Origin of the sequence: Bradyrhizobium sp. STM 3809, from assembly GCF_000239795.1 — a bacterium.
Lineage (GTDB): Bacteria > Pseudomonadota > Alphaproteobacteria > Rhizobiales > Xanthobacteraceae > Bradyrhizobium.
In genome coordinates, this window is record NZ_CAFJ01000507.1 from 13,646 (window position 1) to 40,475 (window position 26,830).

Below are 26,830 nucleotides of genomic sequence, written 5' to 3' on the forward strand. Positions count from 1 at the left end.
CACCAACATTCAGACGTCCAGGACGTGGACGAGGCAGATCGGCTTCTTGCCCCATTGCTCGTTGACCGCCGCGCGCACCGCCCGCCGCACCGACTCCGCAGCAGCGTCGGGATCGCGCCGTCGCGCCCGCGGCAGGCCCTCGAAGGTCGAGACGACCGCGTCGAACACGATGTCGTCCATCTCCTCACCGGCCGAGGTCTTCTCGGGGATGCCGACCATGTCGACCTCGGGATCGTCGGCCAGCTCGCCCTTCTCGGTGACGGCCATGGCGACGAAGATGCAACCCGCGAAGGACATCTTGCGCCGCTCGACCACGGCGCGCGACTTCGAATCCTCGAGGATGGTGCCGTCCTTGTAGAGCCGTCCCGACGGCAGTTCGTCGATGATGCCGGGATCGCCGGGGCCGAGCTTGACGAGGTCGCCGTTACGGCAGGTGATGACCTTCGGCACGCCGCAGGCGCGCGCCAGCTTGGCGTGCTCGTTCAGATGCAGCGCCTCGCCATGCACGGGGATGAGCAGCTGCGGCCGCGTCCAGGCGATCATGTCGCGCAGCTCGTCGCGCCGCGGATGGCCGGAGACATGAACGAGATGATCGCGGTCGGTGATGATCTCGATGCCCTGCTGCACCAGGCCGTTGATGACGGCGCCGACGGCCTTCTCATTGCCGGGAATGGTGCGCGAGGAGAAGATCACCGTATCGCCCTTGTTGAGCGTCACCAGCGGATGGTCGTCATTGGCGATGCGGGCCAGTGCGGCGCGCGGCTCGCCCTGGCTGCCGGTGCACAGCGCCAGCACCTTGTCCGGCGGGAAATGGCCGTACAGATCCATGCCGCGGAAGTTCTGCACGCCGTCGAGATAGCCGGTCTCGCGCGCGACCTGGACGACGCGCTCCATGGCGCGGCCGACGATCACGACCTCGCGCTCGGCCTCGCGCGCCGCTTCGGCGACGGCGCGGATGCGCGCGACGTTGGAGGCGAAGGTGGTGACGGCGACGCGGCCCTTCGCTTCCTTCACCAGGGCGGCGATGGTCTTGGCGACCTCGGCCTCCGACGGCGATCGGCCCTCGCGCACGGCATTGGTGGAGTCGCCGATCAGCGCGAGCAGCCCGGCGTCGCCGAGCTCGCGCAGCCGCTTCTCGTCGGTCGGCGCCCCCAAGACCGGCGTCGGATCGATCTTCCAGTCGCCGGTGTGGAGGACCGTGCCGACCTCGGTGTGAATCGCGAGCGCGTGCGATTCCGGAATCGAATGCGCGACCGGAATGAACTCGACGTTGAACGGCCCGATGTCGACGCGGCCGCCTGACGGGATCACCTTGACCGGGATCTTCGCCGGAAGCCGTTCGGCCTCGCACTTGGCCTCGAACAGCGCGGCACTGAACTTGGTCGCGTAGATCGGGCATTTCAGCCGCGGCCAGAGGTCGATGATGGCGCCGAAATGATCCTCATGGGCGTGGGTCAGCACCAGGCCGACGAGGTTCTTGCCCTCCTTCTCCAGGAAGCTGACGTCGGGCATGATCAGGTCGATGCCCGGCAGATGCTCCTCGTCGCCGAAGGACACGCCGAGATCGATCGCGAGCCAGGAGCGCTGGTGGCGGTTGCCGAGCCCGTAGATCGACAGGTTCATGCCGATCTCGCCGACACCTCCGAGCGGTGCAAATGTCAGTTCGTCCGGACGTGCCATCTAGACCGCTCCCTTGGATGCGACCGAGCCGAAATGAACATCACCGGCCGTGATCGGCTCCAATCGTCCCTCCGCGGTCCGCACCAGCATACAACCCTGTTCGTCGATCGTGTCGAAAATCCCCTCGATGATAGCATGTCCGGACCTGATGGCGACCGGCTGGCCGAGCCCTGCCGCGCGCTCCAGCCACAGCTTTCGGATGTCGCCGAAGCCGCGCCCCTCATTCCAGATGCCGAAATATTCGACCCAGGCGTCGGACAATGCGCTGAACAGATCTTCGGCGCTCACCTCTACGCCGAGATCGCGCAGCGACACCGCCGGTGTCGGAGTATCGGTCGGCGCCGCCACCACATTGGTTCCGATGCCGGCCACCACTGCAAGCCCACCCGCCACCTGCTCGGCCTCGAGCAGCATGCCGACGATCTTGCGGCCGCCGGCGAGCACGTCATTCGGCCACTTCACCACGAAATCGGGTGACGAGCTGCCGCCCGACCGCAGGACGGCCTCGCGGCTGACCTCGCGCAAGGCGGTAGAGATCGCGAGGCCGGCGGCGAAGCCGAGCGTCGCAGCGACGGCCGGGCCGACGTTCAGCACTTCGAGGACGGACGACGCCAGATTGCCGCGGGGCGCAATCCAAGGCCGCTGACGGCGGCCCCGTCCGGCGGTCTGCTCCGTCGTGACGAACCAGCTGGCCTTGGCGCCCTGGCGCGCGGCGGCCAATGCTTCGACATTGGTCGAGCCGGCCTGATCGAAGACGACGAGCCCGTAGCCGCCGGCGGCGGCACGGGCGCCGAGAGCAAAGGTCATCTAGAACAGCGATTTCGCCGCGGCCGCGGCGGCGCTGACCAGCGGGCCGGGATAGGCGAAGAACAGGATGTTGAACACGCCGGAGATGGCGAGCACGGTGCGCAGCTCGATCCGGACCGGATCGAGCGTCGACAGCGGCTCGTCGAAATACATCGTCTTGACGATGAGGAGATAATAATAGGCGCCGACCACGCTGGTCAGCACGCCGATCACCGACAGCGTGAACAGCCCCGCCTTGATCGCGGCGACGAACACGTACCACTTGGCGAAGAAGCCCGCGAGCGGCGGAATGCCGGCCAGCGAGAACAGGAGCATCGCGAAGAAGAAGGCGAGCAGCGGATTGGTGCGCGACAGACCTGCGAAATCGCTGATCTTCTCGAACGACTGGCCGTTGCGCTTGATCGCCATGATCACCGCGAACGAGCCGAGCGTCATCGCGACATAGATCGCGATGTAGGTCAGCACGCCCTGCGCGCCCTCGACGGTGCCGGCGGCGAGGCCGACCAGCGCGAAGCCCATGTGGCCGATCGACGAATAGGCCATCAGGCGCTTGATGTTGGTCTGGCCGATCGCGGCGAACGAGCCGAGCGCCATCGAGGCGATCGAGACGAACACGATGATCTGCTGCCACTGGAAGGTGATGCCGGGGAAGGCCGTCAGCGCGACGCGGGCGAACACCGCCAGCGCGGCGACCTTCGGGGCGGACGCGAAGAACGCCGTCACCGGGGTCGGCGCGCCCTCGTAGACGTCGGGCGTCCACATGTGGAACGGCACCGCCGAGACCTTGAAGCACATGCCGGCGAACAGGAAGACGAGGCCGAAGATGACCCCGACGCTGCCGGTCTTGGTCGCCGCCGCGATCCCGGCGAAGCTGACCGTGCCGGTGAAGCCGTAGATCAGCGAGGCGCCGTACAGCAGCATGCCCGACGACAGGGCGCCGAGCACGAAATACTTCAGACCGGCTTCGGTCGACTTGACGTTGTCGCGATGGCTGGCCGCGACGACATAGAGCGCCAGCGACATCAGCTCGAGGCCGAGATAGAGCGAGATCAGGTCGCCGGCCGAGATCAGGACCAGCATGCCCAAGGTCGAGAGCAGCACCAGGATCGCATACTCGAAGATGCGGCGGTCCGGCTTGGACAGAAACTCCGCCGACATGATCAGCGTCGCGGCCGAGCCGATGATCGCCAGGATCTTCAGGAAGCGCGCATAGCTGTCGGCGATGAAGCTGCCGCCGAACGCCTGGCCGCCCTGCTGCCTGAGCACGAGGATGCCGACCACGATCAGCAGCACGACCGCGAGGCCGGTGACGATCCCCGTCGTCCCCTGCCCGCGAAACGCGCCCAGCATCAACAGCGCCATGGCCCCCAAGGCCAGCAGCAGCTCCGGCAGCACCACCCAAAGCTGAGGCCCAAGATTCTCGATCATCGTCTCTGTCCCGACCCCAGGGGTCTCATCATTAGTCTCATCATTGGAGCAGCGCGGCGGCCTTCACGGCCGTCACGGCGGTATTGTAGTTGGTGACGAGCTGCTGCACCGAGGCCGCCGACATGTCCAGGATCGGCTTCGGATAGACGCCGAACAGGATGGTCAGCGCGACCAGCGGAAACAGGATCACGCCCTCACGCCAGGTGAGGTCCTTGATGCTCGCGAGCGACGGCTTGGTCAGCGCGCCGAACACGACCTTGCGATAGAGCCACAGCGCGTAGGCGGCCGAGAGGATGACGCCGAAGGTCGCGAAGAACGCGGTCGGGATCGACACCTTGAAGGTGCCGAGCAGGGTCATGAACTCGCCGACGAAGCCGGAGGTGCCGGGCAGACCGACATTGGCCATGGTGAACACCATGAACACCAGCGCGTAGATCGGCATCCGGTTGACGAGGCCGCCATAGGCCGCGATCTCGCGGGTATGCATGCGGTCGTAGACGACGCCGACGCAGAGGAACAGCGCGCCCGACACGATGCCGTGCGAGATCATCTGGAACACGCCGCCGGCGACGCCCTGCATGGTGCCGGCGAAGATGCCCATCGTGACGAAGCCCATATGCGCCACCGACGAATAGGCGATCAGCTTCTTGATGTCCTCCTGCATCAGCGCGACCAGCGAGGTGTAGATGATCGCGACGGCGGAGAGCGTCCACACCAGCGGCGCGAAGTCGTGCGAGGCCAGCGGGAACATCGGCAGCGAGAAGCGCAGGAAGCCGTAGCCGCCCATCTTCAGGAGGATCGCGGCCAGGATCACCGAGCCGGCGGTGGGCGCTTCGACATGCGCGTCCGGCAGCCACGTATGGACCGGCCACATCGGCATCTTCACCGCGAAGGACGCGAAGAAGGCCAGCCACGCCCAGGTCTGCAACGAGCGCGGAACCGCGGTGTGCATCAGCGTCGGGATGTCGGTGGTGCCCGCATTCCAGTACAGCGCCATGATGGCCAGGAGCATCAGCACCGAGCCAAGCAGCGTGTAGAGGAAGAACTTGAACGAGGCGTAGACCCGGCGCGGGCCGCCCCAGACCCCGATGATCAGGAACATCGGGATCAGGCCGCCCTCGAAGAACAGATAGAACAGCACGAGGTCGAGCGCCGAGAACGTGCCGACCATCAGCGTTTCCAGGATCAGGAACGCCATCATGTATTCGCGCAGGCGGTTGGTGACCGACTTCCAGCTCGCCACGATGCAGAACGGCATCAGGGCGGTGGTCAGGATCACGAACGGCAGCGAGATGCCGTCGACGCCCATGTGGTAGCTGATGCCGGCGGCCAGCCAGTTCGACTTCTCGACGAACTGGAAGTCGGTCTGGCCGGGGTCGAAGCGCAGCACCAGGAGCACCGAGACCGCGAAGGTGATCAGCGTGGTCCCGAGCGCAATGACGCGCACGTTGAGCCGCTCCGGCTCCCCATCGACCCGGGGGACCAGATAGATCAGCAGCGCGCCGACGAGCGGCAGGAAGGTGACGACAGACAGAATTGGCCAGGTGGTCATTGCTGGCCCCCCATGAACATGAACCAGGTGATCAGGCCGGCGACGCCGATCAGCATGGCAAAGGCATAGTGATAGAGATAACCGGTCTGGATCTTGACGACGTTGCGCGTAACGTCGAGCACCCGCGCCGAGACGCCGTCCGGACCGAAGCCGTCGATGACGAAACCGTCGCCCTTCTTCCAGAGGAAGCGGCCGAGCCACTTCGCCGGACGGACGAAGATCACGTCATACAGCTCGTCGAAGTACCATTTGTTGAGCAGGAACTTGTAGAGCAGCGGCTGCTGCTCGGCGAGCTCCTCCGGCAGGTATGGGCGGCTGACGTAGAACAGCCAGGACACGAAGAAGCCGAGCACCATCATGATGAATGGCAGCTGTCCCAGCCAGAACGGCATGTGCTCCATGTCCTCGAGGATGTGCGGGTTCATCTTCAGCGACTCGCTGAAGAACTCCTCGACGCCGTGCGGGTGAACGAAATAGTCCTTGAACACCCAGCCGGCAAAAGCGGAACCGATAGCCAGGACAAAGAGCGGGATCCGCATCCAGATCGGGCTTTCATGGGCGGCTTCATAGTGATGCTGATCATGCGGCACGCCGAAGAACGTCTTCCAAACCAGGCGCCAGGAGTAGAATGAGGTCAGGCCGGCGGCAACGATCGTCATGAAGTAGGCATAGGTCGCGAACGGATTGTGCGCGGCATAGGCGGCTTCGATGATCGCGTCCTTGGAGAAGAAGCCGGCGAAGCCCGGAAAGCCGGTCAACGCCAGCGTGCCGACCGTCATCACCGCGAAGGTGAACGGGATCTTCTTCCACAGGCCGCCCATGTTGCGGATGTCCTGCTCGTGATGCATCGCGTAGATCACCGAGCCGGAGCCTAAGAACAGCAGCGCCTTGAAGAAGGCGTGCGTGAACAGGTGGAACATGCCGATGGAGTAGGCCCCTGCCCCCATCGCCACGAACATGTAGCCGAGCTGCGAGCAGGTCGAATAGGCGACGATGCGCTTGATGTCGTTCTGCACGAGGCCGACGGTCGCCGCGAAGAAGGCGGTGGTGGCGCCGAAGAACATCACCACGGCCTGCGCGTGCGGCGCGAGCTCGAACAGCGGCGACAGACGCGCCACCATGAAGACGCCGGCGGTGACCATGGTCGCGGCGTGGATCAGCGCCGACACCGGGGTCGGACCTTCCATCGCGTCCGGCAGCCAGGTGTGCAGCAGGAACTGCGCCGACTTGCCCATCGCGCCCATGAACAGCAGCAGACAGGTCAAGGTCAGCGCGTCGGCATGCCAGCCGAGGAAGTTGATCGTCGTCTTGCCGGCCAGGCTCGGCGCGGCGGCGAAGATCGTCTCGAAATCTGTCGACTTCGTCAGCAGGAACACCGCGAAGATGCCGAGCGCGAAGCCGAAGTCGCCGACGCGGTTGACGACGAAGGCCTTGATCGCCGCGGCGTTCGCCGAAGGCTTCTGGAACCAGAAGCCGATCAGGAGATAGCTCGCGAGACCCACCCCCTCCCAGCCGAAGAACAGCTGCACGAGGTTGTTCGCGGTCACCAGCATCAGCATCGCGAAGGTGAACAGCGAGAGATAGGCGAAGAAGCGCGGACGGTTCGGATCCTCGTCCATGTAGCCGATCGAATAGAGATGCACGAGCGAGGACACGCTCGTCACCACCACCAGCATCACCGCGGTGAGCGTATCGACGCGCAGCGCCCAGGACACCTGCAGTTCGCCGGAATTGATCCAGGGCAGCAGCTCCTTCACGCCGGCTTCGTGGTGCATGAAGCCGACGCTGACCAGGGTCGCCCAGGACAACGCGGCCGAGACGAACAGCAGCGCCGTCGTGATGATCTGCGCGGCCCAGGTGCCGGCCGCCGGCGGCTCGGCGACATGGTGATCGTCATGACCATGGCCGTGATCGTCGTCGCCGTGATCGTCACGCGCGTGCGCATGCGCATCGGCGGCACCATGGCCGTGATCATGATGCTCGACTTGGTCGCCGCTCGGATGGCGCCCATGGGCGCCGAGCAGCGCGATCAGGCCGGCCAGGATCGCGCCCAGCAGCGGCAGAAAGACAATGGCCTGGATCATTCGCCCGTTCCCTTACGCATGACCTTGCCGGCGAGCCGGCCCCCACTTGTGCGGATCATGCGCCCCTAGCCCTTCATCAGATTGACGTCTTCGACCGCGATCGAACCGCGGTTGCGGAAATAGACCACCAGCACGGCGAGGCCGATCGCGGCCTCGGCGGCGGCCACCGTCAGCACCAGCAAGGCGAACACCTGCCCGACGATATCGCCGAGGAAGGTCGAGAACGCCACCAGGTTGATGTTGACCGCGAGCAGGATCAGCTCGACCGACATCAGGATGACGATGATGTTCTTGCGGTTCAGGAAAATGCCGAGGATGCCGAGCGTGAACAGCATGGCCGCGACGGCGAGATAGTGCCCCAGTCCGATGGTCATTTCACCCACTCCGCGGCATCCGAGTCCTGCAGCCCCTGCCCGACCGCGACCTTGCGGACCGCCATCGCCATCTCGGGCGTCCGGGCGTTCTGGACGTTGATGTCCTGGCGCTTCACGCTGGCCTTGTGGCGCAGCGTCAGCACGATCGCGCCGATCATCGCCACCAGCAGGATCATGCCCGACAGCTGGAAGTAATGGACGTATTTCGTATAGAGCACGAGGCCGAGCGCCTCGGTGTTGGTGACGTTGGTCGGGATCGCCGCCGTGATCGACTTCGGCGTCGTCGGATTGATGATCCAGTAGGACACGGTCAGCAGCAGCTCGAACAGGAAGATGCCGCCGATCACGAGACCGATCGGCATGTACTGCAGGAAGCCCTCGCGCAGCTCGGTGAAGTCGACGTCGAGCATCATGATCACGAATAGGAACAGCACCGCGACCGCGCCGACATAGACGACCACCAGGATCATCGCCAGGAACTCGGCGCCCATCAGCACGAACAGGCCGGAGGCGTTGACGAAGGCGAGGATCAGGTAGAGCACCGAGTGAACGGGGTTCTTCGAGACGATGACCATCACCGCGGAGGCCACGCAGACCGCCGCGAACAGATAGAAGAAGAGCGCAGGAAGGATCATCGGACGGCCTCAGCGGTACGGCGCGTCGAGCGCGATGGCTTTGGAGATCTCGCGCTCCCAGCGATCGCCGTTCGCGAGCAGCTTGGCCTTGTCATAATACAGCTCCTCGCGGGTCTCGGTCGCGAACTCGAAGTTCGGTCCCTCGACGATGGCGTCGACCGGACAGGCCTCCTGGCACAGGCCGCAATAGATGCACTTCACCATGTCGATGTCGTAGCGCACCGTGCGGCGGGTGCCGTCGTTGCGGCGCGGGCCGGCCTCGATGGTGATCGCCTGCGCCGGGCAGACCGCCTCGCACAGCTTGCAGGCGATGCAGCGCTCTTCGCCGTTGGGATAGCGGCGCAACGCGTGCTCGCCGCGGAAGCGCGGCGAGATCGGGCCCTTCTCGAACGGATAGTTCAGGGTCGGCTTGGGCTTGAAGAAGTAGCGCATCGCGAGAAAGAACGCGGAGACGAACTCCTGCAGCAGCAGCGACCGTGCGGTGGCGGAAATGTTCATGACAGCCTCATTTCGGCGCGATGCCGGCGAAGTGCAGCACGCCCGCGACAACGACCACCATGACCAGCGACAGCGGCAGGAACACCTTCCAACCGAGTCGCATCAACTGGTCGTAGCGGTAGCGCGGCACGATCGCTTTCGCCATCGCGATCAGGAAGAACATGAAGAACAGCTTGAGCGCGAACCAGACGACGCCGGGCACCCAATTGAACGGTGCCACGTCGATCGGCGGCAGCCAGCCGCCCAGGAACAGGATCGTCGCCAGCGCGCACATCGTGGTGATCGCGACATACTCGCCGAGCATGAACAGGAGATACGGCGTCGAGCCGTATTCGACCATGAAGCCGGCGACGAGCTCCGATTCCGCCTCGACCAGATCGAACGGCGGACGGTTGGTCTCGGCCAGCGCCGAGACGTAGAACACCACGAACATCGGGAACAGCGGCCAGACGTACCAGTTCAGGATCGTCAGCTGCGGCAGGCCGATCAGGCTGGCGAGGCCGCGGGCATGCTGCGCCTCGACGACCGCCGAGAGGTTCAAGGTGCCGGCACAGAGCAGCACGGTGATGATCACGAAGCCGATCGAGACCTCGTAGGACACCATCTGCGCCGCCGAACGCAGCGCCGCCAGGAACGGGTACTTCGAGTTCGACGACCAGCCGGCCATGATGATGCCGTAGATCGACAGCGACGAGATCGCGAAGATGAAGAGGATACCGACATTGATGTCGGCGATCGCCCAGCCGAGATTGGTCGGGATGACAGCCCAGGCCGCCAGCGCGAGCACGCAGGACACCAGCGGCGCCAGCAGGAAGACGCCCTTGTTGGCGCCGGCCGGAATGATCGGCTCCTTGAGCACGAATTTCAGCAGGTCGGCGAACGACTGGAACAGGCCCCACGGCCCAACCACGTTGGGACCGCGCCTGATCTGCACGGCCGCCCAGATCTTGCGGTCGGCGAGCAGGATGTAGGCGATCGCGACCAGCAGGACGACCAGCAGGAGGACGCTCTGCGCGATCATGATGATCAGCGGCCAGAGGAAACCGGTCCAGAACGAGCTTGCGAACAAATCAGCCATCAGGTCACGCTCACTCCGCTGCCGTCAGCATCTGCCCGGAGGCCAGACGGGAGCATTCCGCCATGACCGCCGATGCGCGCGCGATCGGATTGGTGAGATAGAAATCGTCGATGAGCGGCTTGAACGGCGCCTTCTCGAGGCTGCCGCCCTTGCCCGCCAGGGCCTTGATGTCGGCGATCTTGCCGGCCTCGATCTGGTCGATGCGGCCGAGATGCGGCACCGCCTTGATGATCTCGGCGCGCAGCGCCGCGAGCGAGTCGTAGCCGAGCTTGCGGCCGAGCACCTCGGAGAGTGCGCGGATGATCGCCCAGTCCTCGCGCGCCTCGCCCGGCGGGAACGACGCCCGCGCCGCGATCTGCACCCGGCCCTCGGTGTTGACGTAGAGCCCGGACTTCTCGGTGTAGGCCGCGCCCGGCAGGATGACGTCGGCGCGATGCGCGCCGCGGTCGCCATGGGTGCCGATGTAGACGGTGAACACGCCCTCGGGGATCTCGACCTCATCGGCGCCGAGCAGGAACATCACGTCCATGGTGCCGAAGGTCGTCATCTGAGCGCCGGTGAGACCGGTGCCGTTGAAGCCGATGTCGAGCGCGCCGACCCGCGACGCGGTGTCGTGCAGCACGGCAAAGCCGTTCCAATCGTCGCGCACGGCGTTGACGTCCATCGCGATCTTGGCGGCGAGCGCCAGGATCGCGCCGCCGTCGTGGCGCGCAGCCGCACCAGCGCCGACCAGAACGATCGGGTTCTTGGCGTTGCGGAAGGCGGTCGCGAAGGAGTGCTTGCCGGCCGCGACATCGCTCAGCGAGTCCGTGCCCGCGCCGATGTGCTCATAGGCGTAAGTGAGATCGACCTTCGGGCCGACCAGACCGACCTTGAGCTGGCCCGAGCGCCAGCGCTTGCGGATACGGGCGTTCAGCACGGCCGCTTCCTTGCGCGGATTGGCGCCGATGATCAGGATCGCATCGGCCTGCTCGATGCCGGCGATGGTGGGATTGAACAGATAGGACGCGCGGCCGAGCCTGGCATCGAAGCTGTCACCGCCCTGCACGGCAACGTTGGTCGAGCCGAGCTTGGCGAGCAGATCCTTCAGCGCATACATCTCCTCGACCGCCGCGAGGTCGCCCGCGATCGCGCCGACGCGCTTGCCGTCGATGCGCGCCAGCCTGGTCGCGATCGCCTTGAACGCCTCGGGCCATGTGGCCGGGCGCAGCTTGCCGTCCTCACGAACGTAGGGACGATCGAGCCGCTGCGTGCGCAGGCCGTCGACGACGTGACGGGTCTTGTCGGAAATCCACTCCTCGTTCACGGAGTCATTGATACGCGGCAGGATGCGCATCACTTCGCGGCCGCGGGTGTCGACGCGGATCGCCGAGCCCAGGCCGTCCATGACGTCGATCGACTGCGTCTTGCCGAGCTCCCAGGGACGCGCCGCGAAGGCATAGGGCTTCGAAGTCAGCGCACCGACGGGGCAGATATCGACCAGATTGCCCTGCAGCTCCGAGCTCAGCGCCTGCTCGAGATAGGTCGTGATCTCCATGTCCTCGCCACGGCCGATCGCCCCCATCTCCGGCACGCCGCACACCTCCGCCGAGAAGCGGACGCAGCGCGTGCACTGGATGCAGCGGGTCATCGAGGTCTTGACCAGCGCGCCGAGATATTTGTCCTCGACGGCGCGCTTGTTCTCGGCGTAGCGGCTGGTGTCGACACCATAGCCCATCGCCTGGTCCTGCAGGTCGCACTCGCCGCCCTGGTCGCAGATCGGGCAATCCAAGGGATGGTTGATCAGAAGGAACTCCATCACGCCTTCGCGCGCCTTCTTGACCATCGGCGACCGCGTCGAGATCTCCGGCGGCTCGCCTTTCGGACCCGGACGGCAGTCGCGCACGCCCCAGGCGCAGCTCGCGACCGGCTTCGGTCCGCCCTTCACCTCGACGAGGCACATCCGGCAGTTGCCGGCGATCGACAGCCGCTCGTGATAGCAGAAGCGCGGAATCTCGGCGCCTGCCGCCTCGCACGCCTGCAGCAGCGTGTATTCCGCCGGCACATCGATCTCTTTGCCATCGATGATGATCTTGGTCATTGCCTCACATCTCTCTCAAACCACGGACCACCGCGCTGCGCAGCATCAGGGCGCAAGCGCGGGGCAAAACTTCGCTGGCGGATACGACCGCCATCCCCTACTCCGCCGCCACCATGTGCGCGGGATCGCGCACGCCGACATCGTCGACATCGGCCTTGTGCGAATACTGATCGATGCGCGCTTCGATCTCGTGACGGAAATGCGTGATCAGGCCCTGGATCGGCCAGGCCGCGGCGTCACCCAGCGCACAGATCGTGTGTCCCTCGATCTGCTTGGTGACCTCCAGCAGCATGTCGATCTCGCGCTTGTGCGCGCGGCCCTCGGCCATGCGGGTCAGCACGCGCCACATCCAGCCGGTGCCCTCGCGGCACGGCGTGCACTGGCCGCAGCTCTCATGCTTGTAGAAATAAGAGATGCGCGCGATCGCCCGGATCAGGTCGGTGGACTTGTCCATCACGATCACGGCCGCGGTGCCCAGGCCCGAGCGCAGCTTCGACAGGCTGTCGAAATCCATCGGCGTGTCGATGATCTGCTCGGCCGGCACCATGCGCACCGACGAGCCGCCGGGGATGACCGCCTTCAGATTGTCCCAGCCGCCGCGGATGCCGCCGCAATGCTTCTCGATCAGCTCGCGGAACGGGATGCCCATCGCCTCTTCGACGTTGCAGGGCCGTTCGACGTGACCGGAGATGCAGAACAGTTTGGTGCCGACATTGTTCGGCCGGCCGATGCCGGCGAACCACGAGGCGCCACGGCGCAGGATGGTCGGCGCGACCGCGATCGACTCGACATTGTTGACCGTGGTCGGGCAGCCATAGAGGCCGACATTGGCCGGGAACGGCGGCTTCAGCCGCGGCTGACCCTTCTTGCCCTCGAGGCTCTCCAGCAGCGCGGTCTCCTCGCCGCAGATATAGGCGCCGGCGCCATGGGCGACGTAGAGATCGAACGGCCAGCCATGGATGTTGTTCTTGCCGATCAGATTGGCCTCATAGGCCTGGTCGATCGCCGCCTGCAGCCGCTCGCGCTCCCGGATGAACTCGCCGCGCACATAGATGTAGCAGGCATGCGCGTTCATCGCGAAGCTGGCCAGCAGGCAGCCTTCGACGAGATGATGCGGATCGTGCCGCATGATCTCGCGATCCTTGCAGGTGCCGGGCTCGGACTCGTCGGCATTGACCACGAGATAGCTCGGCCGGCCGTCGGTCGACTCCTTCGGCATGAACGACCATTTCAGGCCGGTCGGGAAGCCGGCGCCGCCGCGGCCGCGCAGGCCCGACGCCTTCATCTCGTTGATGATCCAGTCGCGGCCCTTTTCGATCAGCCCCTTGGTGCCATCCCAGCTGCCGCGCCGGCGTGCGCCTTCCAGGCCCCAATCGTGCAGGCCGTAGAGATTGGTGAAGATGCGGTCCTTGTCGTCGAGCATCAGACGGCTTCCTCGAAGTTCAACGGTTCGACTGCATGTTGGCGACGAAGGCGGCACAGCCGCCGAATACGAGCGCCCACAGCAGACTGGACTCCAGCGTCGCGCTCAGCGCGAACCGCTGCAGCACGAAAATGAAAGCGGCGGCCGCGACGGTGTGCAGCGCCACGTAGCGCCAGTTCTTCATCGCGGCGCCCTCTCGGCTCAGGGCCGCAACGCGGATGCGATCGCGGCTCATGTCTTCTCCTTCAGCGTGGTCGGCCCACCGGCCGGCGCCGAGAACTGGCGGCCGTTCTGCGGACCCGGCGTCGGCAGGTTGCCGGTCGCGAAGCCGTCGAGCACCTTGCCGAAGCTCTCCGGCGTCAGGTCCTCATAGGTATCCTTCCAGATCTGCACCATCGGCGCATTCACACAGGCACCCAGGCACTCGACTTCCTCCCAGCTGAAGTCGCCGTCCTTGGAGAGGTGGAACGGGTCGTGGTGGATGCGGTGCTTGCAGACCTCGATCAGCTCCTCGGCGCCGCGCAGCCGGCACGGCGTCGTGCCGCAGACCTGGACATGCGCCTTCTTGCCGACGGGCTGCAGCTGGAACATCGTGTAGAAGGTCGCGATCTCCAGCACGCGGATATAGGGCATCCCGAGCATGTCGGCGACGACGCGGATCGCGGCTTCCGACACCCAGCCAGCGTTCTGCTCCTGGGCGCGCCACAGGATCGCGATCACCGCCGAAGCCTGGCGGCCTTCCGGATATTTGGCGATCTGGGCCTTGGCGAAGGCGAGGTTTTCATCCGTGAACGCAAAGCTCGCGGGCTGGAGGTCCTGGCGAGACGGCGGACGGACATGGCTCTCTAGTCTTTCATTGCATGCGGCGCGCGGCACCTGCATTGAGCGCAGCGACGCGATTCTGCCAGAAGGCACTTGCAGTTCCGAACACGTTATAGCCGACGTGCGCGGACACCTTGATGCGGTCGAGGATCGACAATTCGGTCACGGTCTCGAAACGCCGGCTCGCGGGGTCGTAAACCATCAGCTGCATCGGCGTCTGGTCGAGGATGTAGCGCGACACCGTGTGATTGCGGTCCTGGCCGTGCTCCTCACACAGGATCATGCTGTCGGTCGCGAGCAATCGCGCCCCACCCTTGATCGCCTCGATTTCGACGCCCTCGACGTCGAGCTTGATGAGATACTTGCCGGAGGCTGCGACCTTGCCATCGTCGATGAGGTCGTCGAGCGCCATCACGGGCACCTGCTCGCCCCCCGAATTCTCGCCGGCGATGCTGAAAGCCTCGTGCTTGGTGCCGGTGAGATGGGCCACGCCGCGGCGCTCGCCGATGGCGCACTTGATCACCTCGAAGCGTCCGCCATTGATCTTGGAATTGTTTGCGAGCTTGGCGAAATTCGCCGAGGACGGTTCGATCGCGATCGCCCTGTGCGCGCCGTAAGGCGCGCTCGACACCAGCACCGACCAGTAGCCGTAATTGGCGCCGCCATCGATGAACGTGTAGTCGACGTCGACGGAACCGAGGAACAGCAGCTCGAGCTCGTCCTCATAGTGATAGGCGCGGTTGAGCAGCTTGCTCCAATAGCCGTCGCCATAGGGGAACTCGAACACGGCGTCCGGGTTGAGCTTCACCGCAAGGTTGCGCTCCGGCAGCGCCAGCCGCAGCAGATTGGCGCAGCGGTTGTAGCCGCGATGCGAGAAGTGCGAGGAGATCTTCGAGCCGGTGGACAGCGCCAATGCAGCCGTGCGCTCCCAGAGGTTCGCTCCTTCGAGCGCTCCGGATGCACGATCGAACTGGATCGGCGCATGGCCCATCAGCGATCCACCTCTCCGAACACGATGTCGAGCGAGCCGAGAATGGCCGAGACGTCGGCGAGCAGATGGCCGCGGCACAGGAAGTCCATGGCCTGCAGATGGGCGAAGCCCGGCGCGCGGATCTTGCACTTGTACGGCTTGTTGGTGCCGTCTGCGACGAGATAGACGCCGAACTCGCCCTTGGGCGCCTCGACGGCCGCGTAGATCTCGCCAGCCGGCACGTGCACGCCCTCGGTGTAGAGCTTGAAGTGGTGGATCAGCGCTTCCATCGAGCGCTTCATCTCGCCACGGCGCGGCGGCGCGATCTTGTTGTCGGTGACCAGCACCGGGCCCTGGCCGTCCGGCGCGCGCAGCTTGGCGATGCACTGCTTCATGATGCGCACGGACTGGCGCATCTCTTCCATGCGGATGAGATAGCGGTCGTAGCAGTCGCCGTTCTTGCCGATCGGAACGTCGAACTCCATCTCGGCATAGACGTCGTAAGGTTGCGACTTGCGCAGGTCCCAGGCCGCGCCAGAGCCGCGCACCATCACGCCGGAGAAGCCCCACTCCCAGGCCTGCTTGAGGGTGACGACGCCGATGTCGACGTTACGCTGCTTGAAGATGCGGTTGCCGGTCAGCAGCTGGTCGAGATCGTCGACCACCTTGAGGAAGGGATCGCAGAACGCGTCGATGTCGTCGACCAGCTTCGGCGGCAGGTCCTGGTGAACGCCGCCGATACGGAAGTAGTTGGCGTGCATGCGCGAGCCCGAGGCCCGCTCATAGAACACCATCAGCTTCTCGCGCTCCTCGAAGCCCCACAGCGGCGGGGTCAGCGCGCCGACGTCCATCGCCTGCGTGGTCACGTTCAGAAGATGCGACAACAGGCGGCCGATCTCGGAATACAGCACGCGGATCAGCTGGCCGCGGCGCGGCACCTCGATGCCGAGCAGGCGCTCGGCAGCGAGACAGAACGCATGCTCCTGGTTCATCGGCGCGACATAGTCGAGCCGATCGAAATAGGGCATTGCCTGCAGATAGGTCTTGGTCTCGATCAGCTTCTCGGTGCCACGATGCAGAAGACCAATATGCGGATCGACGCGCTCGACGACCTCGCCGTCCAGTTCAAGGACGAGACGAAGCACGCCATGCGCCGCCGGATGCTGCGGGCCGAAATTGATTGTGAAGTTGCGGAGTGCCGGGCTTTGCTCGTTCATGCTGAAGCTCCCACTCACTTCGTCGCTTTCTCATCGCCCGGCAGCGGATAGTCCGCGCCTTCCCAGGGCGAGAGGAAATCGAACTTGCGGAATTCCTGGTTGAGCCGCACCGGCTCGTAGATCACCCGCTTCTCCTGGTCGTCGTAGCGCACCTCGACGAAACCGGTGGTCGGAAAGTCCTTGCGCAGCGGGTGGCCGTCGAAGCCGTAATCGGTGAGGATGCGGCGCATGTCGGGATGGCCGACGAAGATCACGCCGTAGAGGTCATAGGCCTCGCGCTCGAACCAGTCGGCGCCCGGGAAGACGTCGATGATCGAGGGCACCTGCGTCGTCTCGTCAGCTTCGGCCTTGAGCCGGATGCGGGTATTCAAGGTCGGCGACAGGAAATGGTAGACGACCTCGAAACGCTTGGCGCGCTCGGGGTAATCGACGGCCGTGATGTCGGTGAAGTTGATGAACCGGCAGCCGGGATCGTCGCGCAGATACTTCACGACCTCGACGATCCGGGCGGGCTCCACGGTGACCGTGAGCTGATTGAAAGCGACCGAATGGCCGATCGCCGCGCCCGGGAGCGCGCTCACGATCGTCTGCCCAAGGGCGTCGAGCCTGCCGTCGTCCATAGCGAAAACCTTCAGCGTTCGATGGTGCCGGTGCGACGGATCTTCTTCTGCAGCAGCAGAACACCGTACAGCAGCGCTTCCGCGGTCGGCGGACAGCCGGGCACATAGATATCAATGGGAACGATGCGATCGCAGCCGCGGACCACCGAATAGGAATAGTGGTAGTAGCCGCCGCCGTTGGCGCAGGAGCCCATCGAGATGACGTAGCGCGGCTCCGGCATCTGGTCGTAGACCTTGCGCAGCGCCGGCGCCATCTTGTTGGTCAGGGTGCCCGCCACGATCATCACGTCGGACTGGCGCGGCGAGGCGCGCGGCGCGAAGCCGAAGCGCTCGACATCGTAGCGCGGCATCGAGACCTGCATCATCTCGACGGCGCAGCAGGCCAGGCCGAACGTCATCCACATCAGCGAGCCGGTGCGGGCCCAGGTGATGAGATCGTCAGCGGTGGCAACGAAGAATCCCTTGTCCGACAGCTCGTGCTTGACCTCGAGGAAATACGGGTCGTTGGCACCAACGGGCCTGCCGGTCGCGGGATCGAGAATGCCCTTCGGGGCCGGTGCGATCACCGGACCGGAGGACGGGGTCGGGCTCAATCCCATTCAAGCGCGCCTTTCTTCCATTCGTAGGCAAACCCGACCGTCAGCACGGCCAGGAACACCAGCATCGACCAGAAGCCGGCCGCGCCGAGCTTGCCGAATGCGACTGCCCAGGGGAACAGGAAGGCGACTTCGAGGTCGAAGATGATGAAAAGGATGGCAACCAGGTAGAAGCGGACGTCGAACTTCATGCGGGCGTCGTCGAACGCATTGAAGCCGCATTCGTAGGCGGAGAGCTTCTCGGGATCGGGCTGCTGGTAGGCGACCAGGAACGGCGCGATCAGCAGCACCACGCCGATGATGGCTGCGACACCTATGAAGACGACGAGGGGAAGATAGTTCTGGAGGATGCCGGTCATCGGCGTCACTTTCCTCTGCGGTTTCGGTGCAAACCGCAGACTCGCTGCATTGGAATTGGTCGAAGCCTTAGCGCAGCGCACCAAGCCGCGCAAGACAAGCCATCCCGCCGTCGCCATCCCTCCCCACATTGCGGAAACCCGGACACATCGGCCATTGCGGCGGTAGCGGCTTGGGCGCCCCACTCGCCTGCAGGACCCGCAGCAATACGGTGTCGCGCGCGACGTCGACCGAATGCTGACTCGGTCAGCGATCGCAGCCACGCACGGCGTTGTGCGCAAACCAGAGTGGCGCGAAGGCGGAACGGGGAGCTGCGATCGAGCAGCCGAACTGTTGCGAATGGCCGATGGCCTCACGCGTTTCCGCTCTCGACGGAGGTGGTCATCGGCGGCCGCCGAATCAAGCCGACGGACGCGCAGGGCAGCCACGCGTGAGCGCCTGAATGGGCAGCCGGTCACACCCATGGCCGGCTCGCCGGTGCCGGTCCGCATACTGCCGATTGCCAAAACCAACTCCGCAACCGAAGAAACCATTTTGAGGAAACGAAGAAACCGGATCGAAACAAAGCGGCGGTACACATCCCGGCAACAAAGTGGCGCTCTGAGACGCCGGGAGGCCGACATGAACCACTCATTCCATTCCGCAGACCGCTCGACCCATCTGAAGATCGTCGTGGTGGCGCTGGTTGCCGGGATCGCCGTCACCGCTTTCGGCATCGCGGCCCGCACCAATGTCGATTACAGCCAGACGGCCTCGCATGCCCCGGTGAAGGCCGGCAAGCCGGTTGCCGTAACGAGCACGAACGACCCCATGGTCCGCTGACCAGCGGCGGCGTTCCCAGACCCAAGTCTGTCCGAGGCCGCCGTTTCGGCGGCCTTTTGCTTTGTCGACGCGGTCGGCGGTCATCTGCCCTGGCCAGCTTCCACGGGCGGCCGGGATCAGCCGAGTTGAGCGGCGGGATCGTGGATCGAGGGGGATTTTGGAGGGTGGGAGCCATCGAAATGGCGCGAGAGACGGGGCTCGAACCCGCGACCTCCGGCGTGACAGGCCGGCGCTCTAACCAACTGAGCTACTCCCGCGTGATCGCGAAATCCGCGGAGGAGTGCGACTTAAAGGGGGGAAGTTTCGAAGTCAAGGACATTGAACTCCAACTTGTGAGAAGTCTTGACGGCCGGTCGATGTAGAATGCCGGCCGGGCTCCCGTCCCCGCGGTTCTCCGCGCGAATTCTGCCATGACCGCTCGGCCGGGAAGCCATCGCGCGGTTGCAGCCGCCTCGCGACGCGAGGAGATGCTGTCCGAAACTGTCGGCGGAAGCGGGCGCCACGTGAGCCAAGCAAGAGGCGGCGGATCGGCGGACATGGATCGTCTCGACGTCCATCTCCCAATCTGCCGTAATTGAGCATCATGCCAAGCGCGCGGCAGGGACGCGGTCCAGGCCACCTGCTGAAAGGGCCGAATTGCGTTGACACGTCTGGTCCTGCTGAGCGCGAACCATGCCATATCTGATATATTAATATACGCCGAAGGTATCATAACCCTCCTCTCTCTTCTTCTCTCGTGGTGCCCATGTCCGATCCGTTTCAGAGCTACGCCCACTCCGTGACCGAGCGCTTCCTCCGCTATGTCGTGATCGACACCCAGTCGGACCCGACCTCCCCGACCTGCCCGTCGACGCTGAAGCAGAAGAACCTGGGGCGCCTGCTGGCCGCGGAGCTTCAAGCCCTCGGTCTGGCGGACGCGCATATGGACGAGCACGGCTACGTCTATGCGACGATCCCCGCGACCACCGACAAGGCGGTTCCGGTGATCTGTTTCTGCTCGCACATGGACACCTCACCCGACTGCTCCGGCGCCGACGTGAAGCCGCAGATCGTGCGCAACTATCGAGGCGGCGACATCGTGCTGCCGGGAGATCCGAGCCAGGTGATCCGCCCTTCAGAGCATCCGGCGCTGGCCGGCCAGATCGGCCAGGACATCGTCACCTCCGATGGCACCACCCTGCTCGGCGCCGACAACAAGGCCGGCATCGCCGAGATCATGGACGCGGCGCAATTTCTGCTGAGCAACCCCGCCATCAAGCACGGCACGATCAAGATCCTGTTCACCCCGGACGAGGAGATCGGCCGCGGCGTCGACCGGGTCGACCTGAAGAAGCTCGGCGCCGACTTCGGCTACACGATGGATGGGGAGACCGCCGGGAATATCGAGGACGAGACCTTCTCGGCGGACGGCGCAACGATCATCATCAACGGCGTCAGCGCGCATCCCGGCTTCGCCAAGGGCAAGATGGAGCACGCCATCAAGATCGCCTCGGCAATCGTCGACCGCCTGCCCAAGGATACCTGCTCCCCCGAGACCACGGAAGCCCGGGAAGGCTTCCTGCATCCGGTGGGCGTATCGGGCACCCTGGAACAGGCACGGCTCGACTTCATCGTGCGCGATTTCAGCGAGCAGGGATTGCGCCAGAAGGAGGCGCTGCTCGAGGACATCGTCAAGGACGTGATGCGGGATTACCCGCGCTCCAGCTACGAGATGCAGGTCAAGGCGCAATATCGCAACATGAAGGAGGTGATCGACCTCCATCCGGAGATCGTGACCTACGCCGAGGACGCCATCCGTCGCGCCGGACTGGCGCCGGTGCGCACCTCGATTCGCGGCGGCACTGATGGCTCGAGGCTGTCCTTCATGGGACTGCCCTGCCCCAACATCTTCGCCGGCGAGCACGCCTTCCACTCGCGACGGGAATGGGTCAGTGTCGGCGACATGGAGAAGGCGGTGCAGACCATCGTGCATCTGGCGATGATCTGGGAGGAGCGCTCCTGACGCCCTCCCGGCGCGGCCCTCAGGCGCGCGCCGTTACCAGCCAGATCGAGCCGGGCAGCGTGACGCTGCCGCCCGTCTGATGCTGCGCGAGCAGTTCACGAACCGAGAGGCGTGCGGCTTCGCGCGTCTCCGCGGGATGCCCCTCCAGTGCACGACTGGCGGGCCCGATCTCGAACGCCGATTGCACGGCGGCGTCCAGCCCCTGCCCGCGCGCGATGTCGAGCGACAGCGCGTGGGCCTGCAGGGCGACGTCGGCAAAGCCCGACTCGCCGAGGATCCGCGTTACCCGCGCCTCCGACGCGAAGGCAAACGGGCCGGGATCCTCCGGACCCATCTCCGGCAGCTTCGGGACATGGCGATACACCGCCTGCAGCGGCGCGATCATCCAGGGATTGGCCCTGGGCTCGCGCCAGCAGGCGAACACCACCCGGCCGCCCGGCTTCAGCGCCCGCCGCATGTTGGCGAATGACGTCACGGGATCGGCGAAGAACATGACGCCGAAGCGCGAGACCAGGAGGTCGAAGCTCGCGGGCGGAAACGCATGCACCGTTGCGTCAGCCAGCACGAACGCGACGGGCAGCCCGGCCGGCGCCACCTCGCGCGCCCGCGCCAGCATCGGCGCGGAGATGTCGACGCCGAGCACGGCTCCATCCGGCGCGACCTGCCGGGCCAGCGCGATCGACAGGCCGCCGCAGCCGCAGCCGATGTCCAGGACGCGATCACCCGGCTTGGCGGCGATGTGATCGATCAGGATCTGCGACACCGGCGCGAGCAGGACGTCCTGCGCCTCCTGGCGATCCGACCAGCGCTGGCCGCCGGGCCCGTTCCAATAGGCGATCTGGTCGGCATTGCGGTCGTGGCCTGCGGGCATGTCCATGATGGGCCTGTCTGATCGATGGTCCTGATCGGCCGGCATGGCCGCACGCGGCGGCCTTTCCTGTCAAGGCACGAACCCGCGACACGGGCACGGGCGCGAGTGGCGACCGACCTCCTGCGTTGCAAGCCGCGGCACCGTGTCCATATGACGCTGAGGGAACGAGGCTTGCGGGCAGACATTGTCCGTAGAGTCGGCGATGCGCGAGGTGCGACATGGCCGCTGCAAGGAGACGATGGATGGGTCGATGCGGTCCCTGGCTGGTGCTTGTCGCTGCGCTCTGCTCGTCCACGGCGAGCGGAGCCGAGGCGGCCGGGGGACAAAGCGGCAGGCCGGTGCCGACCCGGCAGAACCCGCTGTTCTCCGATCCGCTCAACCAGCCGGTCACGCCGTCGCGGCCGATCACGCAGCCCGACAGTCCGGGCTACCCGTCGTATCAGACCAGGCCGATTCAGCCCCGCTACCCCACGCGGCAGCAGCCGCGCTAGCGGGGTGCCGGGCTGCGGACCCCACCGGCGGCCCGCGCGTCTTGAAAGACCCGACCGTCTCTGATTTGCATGGACGTCCATCGGGGTCTTCATGCGCTGCCTCATCGTCGCCGATCTCCATTACACCTTGCCGCAACTCGACTGGCTGGTCGCCGCGGCCGACCATTTCGAGCTCGTCATCTTCGCTGGCGACGCCCTCGATCTCGCGTCGATCGTCGACATTCGCGCCCAGATCGTCGTGGTGAAAAAATATCTCGCGCTGCTGGCGGCCAAGACCCGCGTGATCATCTGCTCCGGCAACCACGACCTGGAGGAGCGCAACGCCGAGGGCGAGAAGATCGCGGCCTGGATCGGGACCGTCCGCGAGCTCGGCATCGCCTCCGACGGCGAGGATATCCTGATCGGCGACACCCTGTTCTCGGTCTGCCCATGGTGGGATGGCCCGCATGTGCAAGCCGCGATCGAGCGCCAGCTCGACGCCGCTGCAGGCCGACAGCCTGCGCGCTGGATCTGGGTGCATCATGCCCCGCCGGCCAACTCGCCGGTCAGCTGGGGTGGCAAGCGCTTCTTCGGCGACACCGAGCTCGAAGGCTTCATCGCGCGGCACCGGCCGGCGATGGTGATATCAGGCCATGTCCACCAATCGCCCTTCATCAAGGACGGCTCCTGGTTCGATCGCTTGGCGGAGACCTGGGTGTTCAACACCGGCCGGCAGCCCGGTCGCCCGCCGACCTACATGGTGCTCGACACCGGCGCGCAGCACGCGTTCTGGCTGGCGGCGGGGCAAGCCGAATGGATCGACCTCGCCGCACCGCTGCAGCGCCCGGCCCAGCCGGTGAGGGAAGCGCCCGACTGGCTCAGAGCCGTGGATCGGATTCCAGATCCGTTCCTGGCGCGACCTGCTGCGGTGGCAGGTTGATCATGCTCTGCAGGACGTCGCCGACCATCGCGAGATGCGTGCCGTGGCCGGCATATTGCCGCTTGAGGTCGGCGAGATAGGTGTTGGCGACGTTGAGCCGCTGCGCCAGCATGCGGGCGATCGAAAGCGTCGCCTCGGGATGTTCTGTGAGGAAGCGCGGCGCATCGAGGATCTCATAGATCCGGCAGTCGGCCAGCGCCCGCACGGTCGCCGTATGCGGCTGCTCCAGCAAGAGCGACATCTCCCCGAACAGGGCACCGGGCTCCCCCACGACGGCCACCGTGGCGCCGGCCTTGATCACCTCCAGCCGTCCTTCGAGCAGGATGTAGAGATGCCCGGTGCTGTGGCCTTCCGCCAGCAGGTCGGTGCCAGCGGCGATCGTGCGCTCGTGTCCGCCGGTGCAGTGACGCAGGAAGTCGGTCATCGAGATCCCAGCTTCAGTTACCCGATGCGGCGTCGCGAAGCTGATCTTCTAAAAGAGTACTCAGGTACACGGCGAGTTCACTGATATCGTAGTGTCCAGCTTCCCATGCCTCGTCGGCTCTGCGAAGAGCGGCGTAGTACGGCGTACGATTGTCTCGGATTCGCTCGGGCACAATAACTTTGCCCGGCAAGAACCGACCTATCCTGACGCAAAGTAAATAATAGCAGATGGCCCGAGCAGTGCGGCCGTTTCCTTCGATAAAGGGATGGATCCATAACATACGCCAGAGCGCATAGGCCGCAAGCTGGGTGGGTGTGAGCACGTACCAGTTTTCGTGAATGAAGGACACAAATCGGTCCATCAATTCCGGAACCTCTTTGAAATGAGGCGGAATGTGATTTCCAACGTAAATCGGCTCGCTTCGGAAGCGACCGCCAAATTGCGAAATATTCGCCACGGCAACGTGGTTTAGCGCCCAAAGCATGTATTTATCGAAAGCAATTGGGCCCTGCCTCAGCCCGATCTCAATATCATTGGTCAGTAAGTCATATTGACGAATCAGATTCTTTTCTTGGATGCGCGTGTAGAGTTCTGGATCATCCTTTTCGAGTACCAGCATAAAATAAAAGCCCGGCTAAGCCGGGCTCCTCCTTCTATCGGGTCATCAAGATGCTCTTGGAGGCATCGCGGACCGATTCTTTCGTGATCCGTGACGCCTGAGGGGCGTTGCCATAAGCGAAGCTTACCCGCTGCTCTTGCAAGTCCGCTTCGCTAACCGTCAAAGTCTTCGTCTGCTCCAGCAAACGGTCGAGTTCCGGGTGTACCGGCGCGGGCCCCAATACAGGTTGTCTCTCGGCCATATTGCACCTCCTAGAATTGGCACCTTAGGGTACCTTATGATTCCTTAACGCTTATATAGGCCGTACAGATGAGGAGTCTGTGCCGAACCGGCGACATCATAAATTTATTCGTCAACTTGCAGCCGCAGCTTAGGTTCAGATCTTCGCAGCAAGAGTTGTGGTAGGCGGTGAGAGATTCGAACTCCCGACCCTCTCGGTGTAAACGAGATGCTCTAACCAGCTGAGCTAACCGCCCGTCCTGCAACAGATCCGGTGCCATTTCCGGTGATCTCGGACGGTCCGTTGCGCAGCGCTTCTTTACCCCCTGCCCGACCCGCAATCAACGCCGGAACAGCGCAGGGGGTTGGAAAGCCGCGCCTCGGTGCTGCGCAGCCGGCACTCCTCGGTGCTAGAACAAGCCCACAAACGAAAGCGGCGCCCTGACGGGCGCCGTTTCCCTACACGGCTTCTGACCTCAGTGGGCGGTCAGGCCGCCGGCGGCTTCGTCGCCATCGGCCTTCACGGGCACCTTGGTGTCCTCTTCCCAGACGATCGGCACGGGCTTGCGGACCAGGGCCCGGGCGACGACGTCGTCGAGACGGGAGACCGGGATGATCTCCATGCCGCCCTTGATCGCATCGGAAATCTCCGTGAGATCCTTGGCGTTGTCCTCGGGGATCAGCACCGTCTTGATGCCGCCGCGAGCGGCCGCCAAGAGCTTCTCCTTCAGACCGCCGATCGGCAGCACGCGACCACGCAAGGTGATCTCGCCGGTCATCGCGACGTCGTGACGGACCGGAATGCCGGTCATCACCGAGATGATGGTCGTCGCCATGGCCACGCCGGCCGAGGGGCCGTCCTTCGGGGTCGCCCCCTCCGGCACGTGGACGTGGATGTCGCGCCGGTCGAACAACGGCGGCTCGATGCCGTAGTTGATCGCCCTGGAGCGGACGAACGAGGCCGCCGCCGAGATCGACTCCTTCATGACGTCGCGCAGATTGCCCGTCACCGTCATCTTGCCCTTGCCGGGCATCATGACGCCTTCGATCGTCAGCAGCTCGCCACCGACATCGGTCCAGGCGAGGCCCGTCACGATGCCGACCTGATCGTCGCTCTCGATCTCACCGAAGCGGTACTTCGGAACACCCAAGAATTCCTCGACGGTCTTCTCGGTGATCTTCACCGACTTCTTCTTGGACATCATGAGCTCCTTCACCGCCTTGCGGGCCAGTGTGGAAATCTCACGCTCCAGATTACGCACGCCCGCCTCGCGGGTGTAGCGCCGGATCACGAGCAGCAGCGCGTCGTCGTCGATCGACCACTCCTTCGAGTCCAGGCCGTGCTTGGAGATCGCGCTGGGGATCAGGTGCTTCCGGGCGATCTCGACCTTCTCGGTCTCGGTGTAGCCCGCGATGCGGATGATCTCCATGCGGTCCATCAGCGGGCCGGGAATATTCAGCGTATTCGCGGTCGTGATGAACATGACGTTCGACAGGTCGTAGTCGACCTCCAGGTAGTGATCGTTGAACGTCGTGTTCTGCTCGGGGTCGAGGACCTCCAGCAGCGCCGACGACGGGTCACCCCGGAAGTCCGAGCCCATCTTGTCGATCTCGTCCAGCAGGAACAGCGGGTTCGAGGTCTTGGCCTTGCGCATCGACTGGATGATCTTGCCGGGCATCGAACCGATATAGGTCCGGCGATGGCCGCGGATCTCCGCTTCGTCGCGCACGCCGCCAAGCGACACGCGAACGAACTCGCGGCCGGTGGCCTTCGCGATCGACTTGCCGAGCGAGGTCTTGCCGACGCCGGGAGGTCCGACCAGGCACAGGATCGGGCCGGTCAGCTTGTTGGCGCGCGACTGCACCGCCAGATACTCGACGATTCGGTCCTTGACCTTCTCCAGACCATAGTGATCCGCATCCAGAACCGCCTGCGCGGCCTCCAGATCCTTCTTCACCTTGGACTTCTTGTTCCACGGAATCGACAGCAGCCAATCCAGGTAGTTGCGCACGACGGTCGCTTCCGCGGACATCGGCGACATCTGGCGCAGCTTCTTCAACTCGTGCTGGGCCTTCTCGCGCGCTTCCTTGGAGAGCTTGGTCTTGTTGATGCGCTCTTCCAGGTCGGCGAGCTCGTCGCGGCCGTCCTCGTCACCCAGCTCCTTCTGAATGGCCTTCATCTGCTCATTCAGGTAGTACTCGCGCTGGGTCTTCTCCATCTGCCGCTTGACGCGGGAGCGGA

The 26,830-nt window shown here is 64.8% G+C and carries 27 protein-coding genes and 2 tRNA genes; 4 read left to right on the forward strand and 25 right to left on the reverse strand.

All coding sequences use genetic code 11. The annotated features are described in order from the left end of the window. Nucleotides 1-9: 9 nt before the first annotated feature. From BRAS3809_RS23555 to BRAS3809_RS23640, 18 genes are all read right to left on the reverse strand, one after another. Nucleotides 10-1,680 (reverse strand): ribonuclease J, encoded by a 1,671-nt coding sequence (locus tag BRAS3809_RS23555; protein WP_008964544.1) that lies wholly within the window; start codon nt 1,678-1,680, stop codon nt 10-12. Continuing rightward, on the reverse strand, nt 1,681-2,487 hold the full coding sequence (locus BRAS3809_RS23560) for a biotin--[acetyl-CoA-carboxylase] ligase (protein ID WP_008964545.1): 807 nt from the start codon (nt 2,485-2,487) through the stop codon (nt 1,681-1,683). It abuts the gene before it with no gap. After that, the gene (gene nuoN, locus BRAS3809_RS23565) at nt 2,488-3,915 is read right to left on the reverse strand and encodes an NADH-quinone oxidoreductase subunit NuoN (protein ID WP_008964546.1); all 1,428 of its coding nucleotides are present in this window, start codon (nt 3,913-3,915) and stop codon (nt 2,488-2,490) included. 40 nt (nt 3,916-3,955) lie between these two features. Then, the gene (locus BRAS3809_RS23570) at nt 3,956-5,467 is read right to left on the reverse strand and encodes an NADH-quinone oxidoreductase subunit M (RefSeq protein ID WP_008964547.1); all 1,512 of its coding nucleotides are present in this window, start codon (nt 5,465-5,467) and stop codon (nt 3,956-3,958) included. Beyond that, on the reverse strand, nt 5,464-7,551 hold the full coding sequence (nuoL, locus tag BRAS3809_RS23575) for an NADH-quinone oxidoreductase subunit L (protein ID WP_008964548.1): 2,088 nt from the start codon (nt 7,549-7,551) through the stop codon (nt 5,464-5,466). The genes BRAS3809_RS23570 and nuoL overlap by 4 nt, the downstream gene beginning before the upstream one ends. 65 nt (nt 7,552-7,616) lie before the next feature. Then, entirely contained in the window at nt 7,617-7,925 is a 309-nt protein-coding gene (nuoK, locus tag BRAS3809_RS23580) for an NADH-quinone oxidoreductase subunit NuoK (protein ID WP_006611001.1), read from the reverse strand. Beyond that, the gene (locus BRAS3809_RS23585; RefSeq protein ID WP_008964549.1) at nt 7,922-8,560 is read right to left on the reverse strand and encodes an NADH-quinone oxidoreductase subunit J; all 639 of its coding nucleotides are present in this window, start codon (nt 8,558-8,560) and stop codon (nt 7,922-7,924) included. The genes nuoK and BRAS3809_RS23585 overlap by 4 nt, the downstream gene beginning before the upstream one ends. A 9-nt stretch (nt 8,561-8,569) precedes the next feature. Beyond that, the gene (gene nuoI / locus BRAS3809_RS23590) at nt 8,570-9,058 is read right to left on the reverse strand and encodes an NADH-quinone oxidoreductase subunit NuoI (protein WP_008964550.1); all 489 of its coding nucleotides are present in this window, start codon (nt 9,056-9,058) and stop codon (nt 8,570-8,572) included. A 7-nt stretch (nt 9,059-9,065) separates the two neighbouring features. Further along, on the reverse strand, nt 9,066-10,136 hold the full coding sequence (nuoH, locus tag BRAS3809_RS23595; RefSeq protein WP_008964551.1) for an NADH-quinone oxidoreductase subunit NuoH: 1,071 nt from the start codon (nt 10,134-10,136) through the stop codon (nt 9,066-9,068). Between the two features lie 10 nt (nt 10,137-10,146). Then, complete coding sequence (gene nuoG / locus BRAS3809_RS23600) at nt 10,147-12,216, reverse strand: NADH-quinone oxidoreductase subunit NuoG (protein WP_008964552.1); 2,070 nt, start codon at nt 12,214-12,216, stop codon at nt 10,147-10,149. 97 nt (nt 12,217-12,313) lie between these two features. After that, complete coding sequence (gene nuoF / locus BRAS3809_RS23605; protein ID WP_008964553.1) at nt 12,314-13,639, reverse strand: NADH-quinone oxidoreductase subunit NuoF; 1,326 nt, start codon at nt 13,637-13,639, stop codon at nt 12,314-12,316. 19 nt (nt 13,640-13,658) lie between these two features. Then, complete coding sequence (locus tag BRAS3809_RS23610; protein WP_008964554.1) at nt 13,659-13,874, reverse strand: hypothetical protein; 216 nt, start codon at nt 13,872-13,874, stop codon at nt 13,659-13,661. Continuing rightward, nucleotides 13,871-14,521, reverse strand: a complete 651-nt coding sequence (gene nuoE, locus BRAS3809_RS23615; RefSeq protein WP_008964555.1) for an NADH-quinone oxidoreductase subunit NuoE — start codon at nt 14,519-14,521, stop codon at nt 13,871-13,873. Before nuoE ends, BRAS3809_RS23610 begins: the two co-directional genes overlap by 4 nt. Continuing rightward, nucleotides 14,493-15,452 (reverse strand): FkbM family methyltransferase, encoded by a 960-nt coding sequence (locus BRAS3809_RS23620; RefSeq protein ID WP_008964556.1) that lies wholly within the window; start codon nt 15,450-15,452, stop codon nt 14,493-14,495. The genes nuoE and BRAS3809_RS23620 overlap by 29 nt, the downstream gene beginning before the upstream one ends. Then, a complete protein-coding gene (locus tag BRAS3809_RS23625; protein ID WP_008964557.1) occupies nt 15,452-16,648 on the reverse strand; it encodes an NADH-quinone oxidoreductase subunit D in 1,197 nt (398 codons plus the stop codon). The genes BRAS3809_RS23620 and BRAS3809_RS23625 overlap by 1 nt, the downstream gene beginning before the upstream one ends. Nucleotides 16,649-16,662: 14 nt before the next feature. Next, nucleotides 16,663-17,268 carry an NADH-quinone oxidoreductase subunit C gene (locus tag BRAS3809_RS23630; RefSeq protein ID WP_008964558.1) on the reverse strand — a complete coding sequence of 202 codons (606 nt, stop codon included), beginning with the start codon at nt 17,266-17,268 and terminating at the stop codon, nt 16,663-16,665. 11 nt (nt 17,269-17,279) lie between these two features. Further along, a complete protein-coding gene (locus BRAS3809_RS23635; RefSeq protein WP_006611012.1) occupies nt 17,280-17,861 on the reverse strand; it encodes a NuoB/complex I 20 kDa subunit family protein in 582 nt (193 codons plus the stop codon). Next, nucleotides 17,858-18,223, reverse strand: coding sequence for an NADH-quinone oxidoreductase subunit A (locus tag BRAS3809_RS23640; RefSeq protein WP_008964559.1), 366 nt, complete (start codon nt 18,221-18,223; stop codon nt 17,858-17,860). The genes BRAS3809_RS23635 and BRAS3809_RS23640 overlap by 4 nt, the downstream gene beginning before the upstream one ends. Nucleotides 18,224-18,842: 619 nt before the next feature. Here BRAS3809_RS23640 and BRAS3809_RS23645 point away from each other — a divergent pair. Further along, the gene (locus BRAS3809_RS23645; RefSeq protein ID WP_008964561.1) at nt 18,843-19,043 is read left to right on the forward strand and encodes a hypothetical protein; all 201 of its coding nucleotides are present in this window, start codon (nt 18,843-18,845) and stop codon (nt 19,041-19,043) included. Between the two features lie 180 nt (nt 19,044-19,223). On the opposite strand, the gene BRAS3809_RS23650 is transcribed toward BRAS3809_RS23645, so the two are convergent. Then, nucleotides 19,224-19,300, reverse strand: a tRNA-Asp gene (locus BRAS3809_RS23650). A gap of 488 nt (nt 19,301-19,788) precedes the next feature. Here BRAS3809_RS23650 and pepT point away from each other — a divergent pair. After that, entirely contained in the window at nt 19,789-21,045 is a 1,257-nt protein-coding gene (pepT, locus tag BRAS3809_RS23655) for a peptidase T (protein ID WP_008964563.1), read from the forward strand. Between the two features lie 19 nt (nt 21,046-21,064). Here pepT and BRAS3809_RS23660 read toward each other — a convergent pair whose 3' ends face one another. Beyond that, complete coding sequence (locus BRAS3809_RS23660; protein WP_008964564.1) at nt 21,065-21,922, reverse strand: class I SAM-dependent methyltransferase; 858 nt, start codon at nt 21,920-21,922, stop codon at nt 21,065-21,067. A 236-nt stretch (nt 21,923-22,158) separates the two neighbouring features. Here BRAS3809_RS23660 and BRAS3809_RS23665 point away from each other — a divergent pair, with 236 nt between their 5' ends. Then, nucleotides 22,159-22,407: a hypothetical protein gene (locus BRAS3809_RS23665; protein ID WP_008964565.1), complete on the forward strand. Its 249-nt coding sequence runs from the start codon at nt 22,159-22,161 to the stop codon at nt 22,405-22,407. A gap of 91 nt (nt 22,408-22,498) precedes the next feature. Continuing rightward, the gene (locus BRAS3809_RS23670) at nt 22,499-23,326 is read left to right on the forward strand and encodes a metallophosphoesterase family protein (protein WP_008964566.1); all 828 of its coding nucleotides are present in this window, start codon (nt 22,499-22,501) and stop codon (nt 23,324-23,326) included. Here the strand turns inward: BRAS3809_RS23670 and BRAS3809_RS23675 are convergent. The 5 genes from BRAS3809_RS23675 to lon form a co-directional block, all read right to left on the reverse strand. Then, entirely contained in the window at nt 23,265-23,750 is a 486-nt protein-coding gene (locus BRAS3809_RS23675; RefSeq protein WP_008964567.1) for a Crp/Fnr family transcriptional regulator, read from the reverse strand. The two genes, BRAS3809_RS23670 and BRAS3809_RS23675, sit on opposite strands and share 62 nt — an antisense overlap. A gap of 13 nt (nt 23,751-23,763) precedes the next feature. Next, nucleotides 23,764-24,369 carry a Fic family protein gene (locus BRAS3809_RS23680; protein WP_008964568.1) on the reverse strand — a complete coding sequence of 202 codons (606 nt, stop codon included), beginning with the start codon at nt 24,367-24,369 and terminating at the stop codon, nt 23,764-23,766. 34 nt (nt 24,370-24,403) lie between these two features. Then, complete coding sequence (locus tag BRAS3809_RS23685; RefSeq protein ID WP_008964569.1) at nt 24,404-24,610, reverse strand: hypothetical protein; 207 nt, start codon at nt 24,608-24,610, stop codon at nt 24,404-24,406. Between the two features lie 158 nt (nt 24,611-24,768). Further along, a tRNA-Val gene (locus tag BRAS3809_RS23690) sits at nt 24,769-24,845 on the reverse strand. Nucleotides 24,846-25,064: 219 nt separating this feature from the next. Next, the coding region (gene lon / locus BRAS3809_RS23695; RefSeq protein ID WP_035657916.1) for an endopeptidase La at nt 25,065-26,830 on the reverse strand (1,766 nt) is incomplete at its 5' end.